8 protein-coding genes and 1 pseudogene are annotated in these 12116 nt (G+C 42.9%); 4 read left to right on the forward strand and 5 right to left on the reverse strand.

Annotated features, from left to right (window positions below; all coding sequences use genetic code 11):
• Position 1: 1 nt before the first annotated feature.
• Positions 2-2971: pseudogene (locus BXY_RS06170) on the reverse strand (SusC/RagA family TonB-linked outer membrane protein); the annotation flags it as partial.
• 342 nt (positions 2972-3313) lie between these two features.
• On the opposite strand from BXY_RS06170, the gene BXY_RS06175 reads away from it, so the two are divergent.
• A complete protein-coding gene (locus BXY_RS06175) occupies positions 3314-3535 on the forward strand; it encodes a carboxypeptidase-like regulatory domain-containing protein (protein WP_008024747.1) in 222 nt (73 codons plus the stop codon).
• Between the two features lie 560 nt (positions 3536-4095).
• On the opposite strand, the gene rpiA is transcribed toward BXY_RS06175, so the two are convergent.
• From rpiA to BXY_RS06190, 3 genes are all read right to left on the reverse strand, one after another.
• Complete coding sequence (gene rpiA / locus BXY_RS06180; protein ID WP_015531463.1) at positions 4096-4797, reverse strand: ribose 5-phosphate isomerase A; 702 nt, start codon at positions 4795-4797, stop codon at positions 4096-4098.
• Positions 4798-5327: 530 nt separating this feature from the next.
• A complete protein-coding gene (trhA, locus tag BXY_RS06185; RefSeq protein WP_074707791.1) occupies positions 5328-5978 on the reverse strand; it encodes a PAQR family membrane homeostasis protein TrhA in 651 nt (216 codons plus the stop codon).
• Positions 5979-6277: 299 nt separating this feature from the next.
• The gene (locus tag BXY_RS06190) at positions 6278-7177 is read right to left on the reverse strand and encodes a diaminopimelate dehydrogenase (protein ID WP_055236482.1); all 900 of its coding nucleotides are present in this window, start codon (positions 7175-7177) and stop codon (positions 6278-6280) included.
• 218 nt (positions 7178-7395) lie between these two features.
• Between BXY_RS06190 and ruvA the strand changes: the two genes are divergently transcribed.
• On the forward strand, positions 7396-7998 hold the full coding sequence (gene ruvA, locus BXY_RS06195) for a Holliday junction branch migration protein RuvA (RefSeq protein WP_015531464.1): 603 nt from the start codon (positions 7396-7398) through the stop codon (positions 7996-7998).
• A 1-nt stretch (position 7999) separates the two neighbouring features.
• Entirely contained in the window at positions 8000-8992 is a 993-nt protein-coding gene (locus BXY_RS06200) for a DUF3843 family protein (RefSeq protein ID WP_015531465.1), read from the forward strand.
• Between the two features lie 599 nt (positions 8993-9591).
• Here BXY_RS06200 and BXY_RS06205 read toward each other — a convergent pair.
• Positions 9592-10428 (reverse strand): outer membrane protein assembly factor BamD, encoded by an 837-nt coding sequence (locus tag BXY_RS06205; protein WP_008024733.1) that lies wholly within the window; start codon positions 10426-10428, stop codon positions 9592-9594.
• Between the two features lie 163 nt (positions 10429-10591).
• On the opposite strand from BXY_RS06205, the gene BXY_RS06210 reads away from it, so the two are divergent.
• Complete coding sequence (locus BXY_RS06210; protein ID WP_015531466.1) at positions 10592-12025, forward strand: CCA tRNA nucleotidyltransferase; 1434 nt, start codon at positions 10592-10594, stop codon at positions 12023-12025.
• Positions 12026-12116: the final 91 nt, after the last annotated feature.

The following is a 12116-nucleotide window of genomic DNA, read 5'->3' on the forward strand; positions in this document are numbered from 1 at the left end:
ATTAAAATTTAATGTTGAAACCAAAGCCGAAACTAGCTGTTTGCGGCATTGAATAATCTTCAAATGCTCCTGCCATGTTGTTGTTACCCTGACTGGCTTCCGGATCGAGGTCAGGCAATTGAGCCCAGATTAGGATATTTCTGGCAAATGCGTTTACAGAAAGTTCCATTGAACGTTTTTGAAGAATTTTGTAGTTGACAGCCACTTCACGCAGTTTGATGAAAGAGTTGTCATATACTGAAGATTCGTCAATATCGTTCAGACGGCTGTAATATACCTGTTGTGCGTTTGCGCCAGTGATGGCGATATCATTTTTAGTTCCATCGGTTTTGTATCCGTCGAAGATGATGGTACCTTCGCGGTTTTCCGTTCTCTTGCTGACACCGTAGTAGTCTGCAAGTCCGGTTGTTCTACTATACATCTGACCACCCTGTTTCCAGTCGAGTACTGCGCTGATTGTACACTTCCATAAGCGTAATGTGGTGTTGAATCCCATCAGGAAGTCCGGAGAAACCTTACCGATTACCTGTGCTTCACCAGCGATAGGAAGACCGTTTTCGTCTACCAGACGATTGCCGTTTTCATCTCTCTTGTAACCTACACCATAGATTACAGGGAATTTTTCACCTGCTGAAGCGCGTACCTGTGGAGTAACATAACCACCCAGAGAGATATTTTCTACGCCCGGTGCCAGTTCATCTACGTAGTTGTCGATTTTCGTCCAGTTGAATGCAAAATCCCAGTTGATATTCTTCGTCCGGATGGGGTTGAAGCCGAGAGTGAATTCGTGCGTGTTGGTATGAATCTTACCACCGTTGGTGAGCAGTTTGCTGGCACCGGTAGAAGAAGCCAAAGGCACTTCAAAAATCTGGTCTTTCACATTCTGGCGTGAGTACGTATAACTGAATGTGATTAAGTTATCGAGGAAGTTCACATCAGCACCCACTTCGTACGAACGTGTGTTCTGTGGTTTCAGTTTCGGGTCAAAAATCGTGTAGTACGGAGTATAGGCGGTAGTACCTTTCATCGGATACATGATTGGAGTCAGCATATAGAAACCACCTCCGTATGTCGGAGTTGAGTAGTAGTTTTCGAGGAAATCTCCTGCTTGTCCTACTTCCGCATAAGATACTCTCAATTTAGCGTGATTAACAACATTGTTTTTCAATGCATCCAGTTCCGTCAGGATAAAACCTGCTGAAATAGAAGGATAGAAGAACGAACGGTTGTTGCGTGGCATATTAGATACGTAGTCCTGACGTCCGGTGAGGGTCAGATAAAGCATATTTTTGTAAGAAGCCGATACGTTACCGAAGAATCCCACTGTGCGGTTTTTCCACGTCTCTTCCTCTGTCTGTTGAGTAGTGGCGTTGTTGATGTGGTTCCATCCCGGGAAGTTGTAGTTCGTACCATATTCATAATACTTCTTTCTGTTGCTTTGGATAATTTCATTACCCAATACGGCGTTCAGTCCCCAGTCCTCATTGATGTGCCAGTCGTAGTTGATGGTCAGCAAAGAGTTGTATGTAGCGTTCGTCCAACCGTAGTTTTCGATTTGTCCGCGACCGCCACCCGTGTTACTACCGTATCCGTAGCTGTCTACATAGTGAGTAGTGTAAGCATCCACGCCGACCATGTATTTTGCGTTCAACTTGTGGTTAGTTGTACCGAAATCAGTCTGATAGCTTGCGTATACATTTCCGAAGAAACGGTTGGTGTCTTCTGTGAATTTGTTGTTGTCCATCGCCCAATAAGCGTTGTCAAAGCTACCACGGAAAGAATTCTGTGTGTACTGGTTACCGTCTACGTGACTTGGAATCCCTGCAAGATCATAGCTGGGAGGAGCTGCGTAAACCGTTCTCAACAGACCGTTACCGGAAGTCACTGCCTTGTCGATAGAAGTAGTGATATAGTTAGCTGTAAATCCGGAACTCCAGTTGTTAGTCAGTTTGGTGTCGGCGCTAACCTTTACATTATATCTGTCCATACCAGTGCTTGAGATAATACCGTCCTGATGTGTATTTCCCAATGAGATAGAGTAGGAGCTTTTGTCGAGCATCTGCGCTACATTCAATGAATTGCTCCAGGTGATTCCTGTGTCGAAGAATTCTTTAGCATTGTCATACGCCTGTGGAGTGACCCATGGATCAAGGCCGGCTGACGCACGTTGGGGAACATAATATTTTCCTTGTTGCTTACCATACTGTTGAGTGTATTTGTTGTCCGTGTTACCACCGTATGTCGCATCGTTGGGAAGTTCGGAAATCTTAGGTCCCCAGGAGGTTCCCGATGTGGCACTGAATTTTCCACCCGAACCTTGTGCGTATGTTTTCTGGAACTCCGGCAGACGACCTACTACATCGAAGCTGACATTAGAAGAGAAGCTAACCTGCGGTTTGCCTTTTTCCAGCCCTTTACCACTTTTGGTTGTGATGATAATCACACCATTGGAAGCACGGATACCATAAAGTGCAGAAGCAGCCTGTCCTTTCAAAATGTTGATACTTTCAATATCATTAGGGTCGATATCTACCGCACGGTTGGCGAAGTCGGCTCCGCTCACACTACCATTGTTCTGTATGTCTGTACTAACGTCCGGCGTACTGGTTACCGGCATTCCGTCGATAACGTAAAGCGGAGTGTTGTCACCCGAGAAGGAACGTGCACCACGGATGGTGATCTGTGAAGAAGCTCCTGGCATACCACTTGAAGGCTTAACGTCCAAACCGGATACTTTACCTTGCAGCGCTCCTGCCAGATTGGAGTTGGCAGCTTGCGTCAGCTGATCTGATTTTACGTCCTGAACGGCGTAACCCAGTGCTTTCTTTTCACGCGAGATACCCATGGCTGTCACTACAACCTCATCCAGAGCCTTCGCGTCACTTTTTAATACGACTTTTATTACTCCCGGTTTGATGGAAACGTCCTGCGAAATCATTCCTACATAAGAAATGCGCAAAGTTTTAGCAGAACTTGGTACATGGTCGTTTCAGTTTTCATCATTGTTAATAGTTCTTTAGTCTTTTGGGAGATGTAAAATGATAAAAAGATACCATTTGGGAGGAAATAATGTTCTTTTTATCTTGAAAATATCTTTTTAGACGCTATCTTTATGATAGAAATTCTATTTTAAAATATATTAAATTGAATATTTCTAGTTATAGTTTGTTGGTTTTTACTAGATGGGAGCTTGCAAAATAATACTTTTTAGTTAAATACGTAACACTTTTTCCGGTTTGTCATAATTAGTGTTATCTTTGCAACCTGTTAGAGACAAAAAATCTGTTTATAGGTTAAATTTAAGAGAGAATTTATGAAAAGAAAATTGATGTTCTTAATGACCTTCCTTTTTATAGGTATAGGTCTGATGACAGCGCAGACATCTAGAGTTACCGGTTTGGTTACTTCTGAAGAAGATGGACAACCTGTCGTAGGTGCTTCAATATTGGTGAATGGCACTACCCTTGGTACTATCACTGATATTGACGGTAAGTTTACAATCGCAAATGTACCAAGTTCTGCTAAGACTTATTGATCTTTTTTCTTCCTGTTTTTTCGTGTTTTCTTCTTCTATCTTATTGTTTTTCAGTTGTTTCTATTTTCGCAAATTGTCCGGTTCTTCCGGTTTCTTTTATTGAAATTTCCTTTATCTGTTCTTGTTTATTTAGTAGTCTCTTTTTCTCATTGATTTTGAGATGGGGGGTAATATTCTACCCGAATTTTTAATGAATTTCCCAGTGTTTTCACTATTATTTCAACTATCTTCGGCTTTGAATAAAAATATGTTTGATGACGTTTTAATATCTGTGTTTTGTGGGAAATACATTTCTCAACTATACTTATCCCTATGAGAAAAAATACTCATAGTAATGAGAAAAAATACTCATAGTAATGAGAAGAAATACTCATAGTAATGAGAACTTTTTCTCATTGCAGTGAGAATATACCCTTGTTAGAATAGGCTGAAACAGTGCATAGCGGTATATAAATGAAAAGAATCAAAACCGTACAGGCATGAACAAGATTCACCTCTGGGGCCTCTGTGGTAAATAAATTCATTTCCTTACAAAATGCGATTTTCCAGTTTACGTTGTTTTACTCTGCCATGATAACTTCGACATCATAACCTATGAAAAGACCGCTCTCTATGACACCGGTAATGGTTTTGAGTTGTTCTTCGAGCGAAGAATCAATATAGTTAAAACGAGTGTCGAGGATGAAATTTCCGTTTTCTGTAAAGACAGGCCCGTCTTTGCCGTGGGCTGGACGCAGGACGATTTCTGATGCACCCAGTCGTTGCAGCTCATGCTCTACATAAGTTAGTGAGTCCGGAAAGACCTCTACCGGAATGGAAAATTTATTTCCCAACTGATTGACGCGCTTGCTGGGGTCGATGATGATGAATGTTTTGCGGCTGCTTCTAATGAGCAGTTTTTCTTTGAACATAGCTCCGCCACGTCCTTTAATCAAGTTTTGCTGTGGGTCTACTTCGTCCGCTCCGTCAAATGTCCAGTCGGGGCGCTTGTTCCAAAGGGTAGTTTGTGGGATGCCTAGCTGTATGCAAGTCATCGAGATTTCTTGAGAGGCGGGAATCACTTCAATATGCAAGTGCTCTTCACGAATCCGTCGCGCCAGTTCGAACAGAGTTAGATAGACTGTAGAGCCGGAGCCGGCTCCTATCACATCTCCGTCTTTTGCCGTGGCGGCAATTTCACGGGCTACGTGTTCTTTGGCTTCCCGGTTGATAATGGAGTTCGACCATTGCAGGTGCTTTATAAGATGATTTTCCCAGTCCATAAATTTATGCTTTGTAATTGTTTTAAATTACTCTTTTATATATAACGAATTGGCGAATCTGTTTGTTTCAACTTTAGAGAGAGGCTTTAGAGATAATTCAGATCAGGCAACAATCATTGTTGGTATATGCTATAAGTGGACGTAAGCCCTCCGATTGACGTAGAAAAGATAGTGACGGTATATGCTTGGGATAGTGACGGTATCATTGTCATATAGCGTCGCTATTTGTATCGGATAGCGTCACTATCTTTTAGGAGGGAACTCGCCAACAACAATTTTTACTTGGTCCGATCATTCAATCATTTAAATAGTTAATAAACGATTCGTTAATTTTTAACTTTATTGCGTTAAACGTTAACGAACCTCTGCTTTTTATTAAACCGTGTTATAAGTTAGGCTGCTTTGCCTCGAAAATTTGGAGATAACCGAAAAGTCCGTATCTTTGTACTGTGTTTTTCATAGTATTAGATTTAAGGTTAACAAAGATTGGCTGTCTGGGATAGATAGCCTTTTTTTGTCCCTACTATTCCTTATAGAATCAGCCAGATGGCAATGATATGCCCGATGCTGCCTCCCAGACAAAACAAGTGGAAAGTGGCATGCATATATGGTTTGCGCAACGAATAAAAAACAGCTCCCACGATATACGAAACTCCTCCGCCAATCAGCCACCAGAAAGCGGTAGTGGCTTCCAGTTCTCCCAGATGGTCTAACAAAGGTTTCATGGCTACCAATATACAGGCGCCCATCCCTACGTAACAAGCCGTTTCGAGATTGCTATGTTCTTTCAGTTTTTTGAAGCTAAGAATGAAACCGGCGATAGCCGATAGCCAGACGAAAGCGAAAATTCCCCATCCCCATCCGCCGGCATGCCGCAGAACGAGCAGGGTAAAAGGAGTATAGGTTCCGGCAATGTGCAAATAGATAGCTCCATGATCGAATTTACGGAGCAGCTCTTTCAGCTTTCCCGGACGACTGCCGTGATACCACGTAGAGCTGACATAAGAAGAAAGCATCCCCGCCAAGTAGACAGATACACAAGCAACTGCCCACTGCGGCTCTATATTTTTGGAAGCCTTTTCCAATAACAAATATCCGGCCACGATTCCAAGCAGAATACCTATTCCATGGCTAAGGGTATTTGCCCATTCTTCTATATTATTGTATCGTTTGTTCTTCAATGTTCCTTTTTTTGAATTGTTAAGTCACAAAAAATATTGAGTCGCAAAGATACTTTATTTTCCGTAAAGCGTTTCTTCGCCTTATTCTTTTTTTAAAGAAATATCGGCGTATGATACTCCCTGCGGTTTTAAAAATTTGATGCGTACTCAATGCTCGGTGTCCAGTTGGAAACCGTCGTGGTTGATGGAATGAACAGTTTCCTCATAATTGTGTTTTTTGTAGTATCTTCACAAAGAAAAAAATAGAGAAAGGTGTATCGCCTTTCTCTATTTAATTTTTATTTTATGTATAAAATATATTATACCAAATGTCCGATCCATTCTTCACGGTCGCCGGGGAGAAGGTCGATAACAGGAATTTCTACCATTGTGTAGCATCCCGGCTGTTGCTTCATCGAAGCACGTGCCACACATACTAGCACTTGTGCTGTCAGTGCGGGGTTATTGATGCGCATATTAAATTCGAACAACTGATTCTGTGTTTTGCCGGATACACCTTTGCGAGTGAGATTTACACCGTGACCCATATCCAATAGAGCGTCTACGCTCGGAACGAGTTTCACGTGTGTTTCATCATTCACGAAGTAAGGGTCTGCTTTGATGGCAGCAGCTACTTCTTCAAATTTATATCCGTCTTTCAGTTCGATATACACCATGCGGCGGTGGATTCCCGTGCCGGTAGGAATAGTCATGGAAAGAGCGGCTTTCACCCCGTCGATAGCTTTTACGGCTACTGTGTGTCCCATGCTCATACCCGGACCGAAGTTGGTGTAAGTGATTCCTTTCGGAGCAATCGCTTCGAGCATGGTGCGTACGATGGAGTCGCTTCCCGGATCCCATCCGGCAGAGATGATCGATACGGCTTTATGTTCTTTGGCCGCAGCATCCAGTGTGCGGCGTAAGTCTACGATACCGGTGTGGATATCGAAACTGTCTACCGTATTAATCCCCATTGCCAGATATTCTTTTGCATATTTCTCAACGCTGCGGGTTGGCGTGCAAAGAATAGCTACGTCTACATCCCCCAACTCTTTTATGTCCTTTACTACTGCATAGTTTGCCAACTCTTCCGGTTTGTTCTCTGCTCCTGCACGACGAACGACTCCGGCTATTTCGAAATCAGGTGCCGCCTGAAGCGCTTCCAGTACATAATGTCCGATGTTACCATAACCAACGATGGCAGCTCTTACTTTTTTCATTCTTTTCTTGGTTTTAATGAACAAATTTCTTTCTTTTGCTTGCAAAAGTAAACAATTTACTACTAACTTTGGTTCATTCGCTTTAATATTTTATTTTTTTTCACTAGCAGGCAATACCGGTCCGCATGAAAGCAAATCAGGGTGTGATGTGCTGCATCGAAAAAACTCTGTGGCCTCTGTGTCCTCTGTGGTGAAATTGTTTTATCTTTGTCCCTGTTATGATAGAATATATTAGAGGCGAACTTGCCGAACTAAGTCCGGCAACCGCAGTGATTGACTGTAACGGGGTGGGATATGCCGCCAATATATCCTTGAATACCTATTCGGCTATTCAGGGAAAGAAAAACTGTAAGCTATATATTCACGAGGCGATTCGGGAAGACGCGTATGTGCTTTACGGATTTGCCGAGAAGCAGGAGCGGGAGATTTTCCTATTGTTGATTTCCGTCTCCGGAATCGGGGGAAACACGGCACGTATGATTCTCTCGGCGCTCTCACCTGCCGAATTGGTGAACGTAATCAGCACCGAAAACGCGAATATGCTGAAAACGGTGAAAGGTATCGGGCTGAAGACTGCACAACGGGTGATTGTCGACCTGAAAGATAAGATAAAAACGATGAGTGGGTCTGCCGGCGGAGGTTCTTCCGCAGGTCTGTTGCTGCAACCTGCCAATGCGGAAGTGCAGGAAGAGGCGGTGTCTGCATTAACAATGCTCGGTTTTGCTGCCGCGCCTTCGCAAAAGGTGGTGTTGGCTATCTTGAAGGAAGAACCGGATGCTCCAGTAGAAAAGGTTATCAAACTGGCTTTGAAACGTTTGTAGTATGAAGCAACAGAAAATTTATATGCAGGCATGGCTGGACGCTCACGGTCGTGTAAAGGTGGTGAATACGGATAAATGGTATCTGGATTTCGCTAATCAGCTATTGCCATTGGTGGCTGAATCTTATATATATGGTGGGAAAGACATGGAAGAAGACCAGAAGCAAGTGGCTCTGACGTGTGCCTTATACTTGGAAGATTGCGTGGCAAACGGAGGAAATTGGCGTCAATTTATCCACTGGCATCAGGAAAACTACGGACGTTACCTGCCTTTCTACACGTTGACGGACGAATATCTGCCGGACGAAATCAACCGTGAAGATGTTGTTTTCCTTTTGTGGGCAATCAATTCACCGGTCGGTGATGATTTTGACGGAGTGGAGAACCCGATGGATGCAGATTTGCTGGAGTTTGCAGATGTATTATACAACCGTTTGGATGCTGCGTTCGAATTGGCTCCTATCAGTGATTACCTTGCGACGGATTGGCTGCTGGAAACGGAATTGATGCAAAAGAAGCGAATGCCTCTGCCGATAGCTTTGCCGGGAGAAAAAATGCCTGCCAACGTTGAGCGTTTCCTTGAAGCAAGTAAAGGTGAACCGCTTTTGTACTTCGACTCTTACGATGCGCTGAAATTTTTCTTTGTGCAATCATTGAAGTGGGAGGATGAAGAAGATTCTCTGTTGCCTGATTTAAAAGAGTTTGATAACTTCGTGGTTTTCGCCAATCCGAAAGGTCTGTTGATCGGTCCTGATGTGGCCCCATATTTTGCGGACAAACGCAACCCGCTCTACAATGCTGAACTGGCAGAAGAGGAAGCATACGAACTGTTTTGTGAAGAAGGTTTGTGCCCGTTTGATTTGTTGAAATATGGAATGGAACATGAGCTGTTATCGGAAGCACAGTTCCCGTTTGAGAATGGAAAGGAACTGTTGCAGGAAAACTGGGATTTTGTGGCTCGCTGGTTTTTGGGCGAATATTACGAAGGAGAATAAGAATCAGATATAAGTACTGTTTATATAAGTGTTGTCTATGCCAATCAAAAAAAGTAACAATCCCTTTCGTCGGAAAGACAAAGTCCGCAGCCGGTAAAAAGAAGACAACCGGAAAACGGGTTGGAAAATCAAAACGGGAAAAGGCTAATAATCAATTGAATAGAAGGGTAAAATAAGGATGTGGAGGATACGCCGTTTTTGCTTACCAGGCTACGCCGTTTTATGATGGCAGACTACGCCTTTTCTCCATACCAGGAAACGCCTTTTCTTCCGCGCAGAGAATAAAGAGGCTTATTATACATTTGACGGGAATAGTTGTCGTTTATGAAAAATAACAACTATTCCCGTCAGTTTTATTGTTGACCGATGTTTTTTTCTGCTAAATAGCTTCTCTTTTGACGGTTTTTAGTTAAATGGGAATATAATTCAGACAGAAGAACAAAAGAACAAAAAATAAAATAGCAGTTCAATAAGCAACAAAAATAATTTTCAAAGCGCAGCCTTTATGTTCTTTTGTTCTTATGTCTAAAAATAAAAAAATCATTTATCTCATTTCCGCACAGATCGTTTTCTTTTTGCCAAATGGAGTTTCCTTTTTATTAATCGGTAATTTCCTCCTGTGCTTTCCGTTCTTTTTTCTTATTGATAAATCCGATTTTCAGGTTAGCTTCCTCTTGTTCTTTTTTAATCTGTTCCATTGCAGAGAGGATTTGCGCTAATTCATAAACATTGGCTGCGGCTAGTCGGTCGGTGGGACTCATCGTTGTTTTATAGGTACGGTCGCCCATATATTCCACACGGATATTTTTGTCTTTATTGAGATGTAGGAATTCGATTACATTACCGTCTTCTCCCAGTTTGTAATCAGCTTTTTCTATTTTCTCGTTCATATCGGTCGTTTCGTAGCTGTCTTTGGAGCTTGGAGTCTCGGCAAAACTGCCGTCAGGAGCAATCACTTTCACTTTGTTGTGGTGGATATTGCCGGCACCGCAATAGATAGAGGTCATACTCATGATGCCTTGCTCGTTCACTTGGAAGCGGAGGTACGAACGGTGCATGTTTTTCTCAATGGTTTGTGTAGGCCAGAGGTAGTTGCCTACTTGTTGATATTCGGCATCTTTTTCTAGTGTGAATTTGTCTTTGATGGCGTTGAATTCTTTCGTTTTTGCCTGAAAGGCGCTATCCAGATAAGCAAGCGTTTTTTGCTGTGTCTTTGTTTCAACATCAAGCATCAGTGCCTGTCCCGCCTTACGTGCTTCGAACGCTTTGGGATACAAAATCTTGATACTGTCAATTTGCAACTTAGCTTCTTCATAGTCGCCACGTTCGTAGGCAGCCTTGGCAACCATCAGTTTTTCATTGGCTTTTTTCTCAAGGCCATTTCCGCAGGCAGCTAATGCCAGCGTACCACAAAAGAGGATAATCAGTTTTTTCATCACAAATTCTATTTACTAGTTTTATTATTTACATGAATAAGCAGTGTCCGTTTGTCATTCACTGTTCATCGTTCTGTTCTTCATTCACTTTATTAGCGGCAAAAATACAAATATATCCCTTATTTTTGTAATTTTGTCCCCTCAAAACTTATAACTAAAAAGAATGATAGAGTTGACTCAAGAGGAATTGAAGCAGCATTTTAGCGAACCCATCTTCGGACAGATAGCCGAAACGGCCGATGCGTTCGGCATGGAGTGTTATGTGGTAGGTGGCTACGTTCGTGATATTTTTCTGCAACGTCCCTCTAAAGATATAGATGTAGTAGTTGTAGGAAGTGGAATTGCAATGGCAGAAGCTCTTGGAAAACGGTTGGGACGTGGTGCTCATGTCTCTGTTTTCAAGAATTTCGGGACAGCACAAGTAAAATACAGAGGTACGGAAGTAGAGTTTGTAGGTGCGCGTAAGGAGTCTTATCAACGGGATTCGCGCAAACCGATTGTTGAAGACGGTACACTGGAAGACGATCAGAACCGTCGTGATTTCACGATCAATGCTCTTGCTGTATGTCTCAATAAGGCACGTTTCGGCGAACTGGTAGACCCGTTCGGAGGCATGGAGGATATGAAGGAAAAGACAATTCGCACTCCGCTCGACCCGGATATCACTTTCAGCGATGATCCTTTACGCATGATGCGTTGCATCCGTTTTGCTACGCAACTGGGCTTTTACATTGACGATGATACTTTCGAATCGCTTTGTCGGAATAAGGAACGGATTGAAATTATCTCCCGTGAACGTATTGCGGACGAACTGAATAAGATTATTCTGTCTCCGATTCCCTCAAAAGGTTTTATTGATTTGGAACGTAGCGGTTTGCTGCCGTTGATTTTCCCGGAATTTGCTGCCTTGCAGGGAGTGGAAACACGGAACGGACGTTCGCATAAGGATAATTTTTATCATACATTGGAAGTGCTGGATAATATCAGCAAGAAGACTGATAATCTTTGGTTACGCTGGGCTGCTTTGCTGCATGACATTGCCAAGCCTGTCACGAAACGTTGGGAACCGAAAGCGGGATGGACGTTCCATAATCATAATTTTATCGGTGAAAAGATGATTCCGCATATCTTCCGCAAGATGAAGTTGCCGATGAATGAGAAGATGAAGTACGTGCAGAAGCTGGTTAGCCTGCACATGCGTCCGATTGTTATCGCGGATGATGTGGTGACAGACTCGGCTGTACGCCGTCTGCTCTTTGAAGCGGGAGATGACATTGACGACTTGATGATGCTCTGTGAAGCGGATATTACTTCCAAGAATATGGAACGTAAGCAGCGTTTCCTGAATAACTTCCAGTTGGTTCGACAAAAACTGAAGGATTTGGAGGAGAAAGACCGTGTCCGTAACTTCCAGCCACCCGTGAGTGGAGAAGAAATTATGGAGATTTTCGGTTTGGAACCTTGTCGTGAAGTCGGTGTTCTGAAAAGTGCTATAAAGGATGCTATCTTGGATGGAGTGATTCCGAACGAATATGAGGCTGCTCATGCTTTCATGCTCGAGCGGGCTAAGAAGATGGGGCTGACGCCGGTGCGCTGATAGAAGGACGGAACAGATATATTATAGTATTCAAACACAGGTTTATACGAATCAGTAGTTGAATTGGAGTAAAACTGTACTGAAATGAACT

The organism is Bacteroides xylanisolvens XB1A (genome assembly GCF_000210075.1).
GTDB lineage: Bacteria > Bacteroidota > Bacteroidia > Bacteroidales > Bacteroidaceae > Bacteroides > Bacteroides xylanisolvens.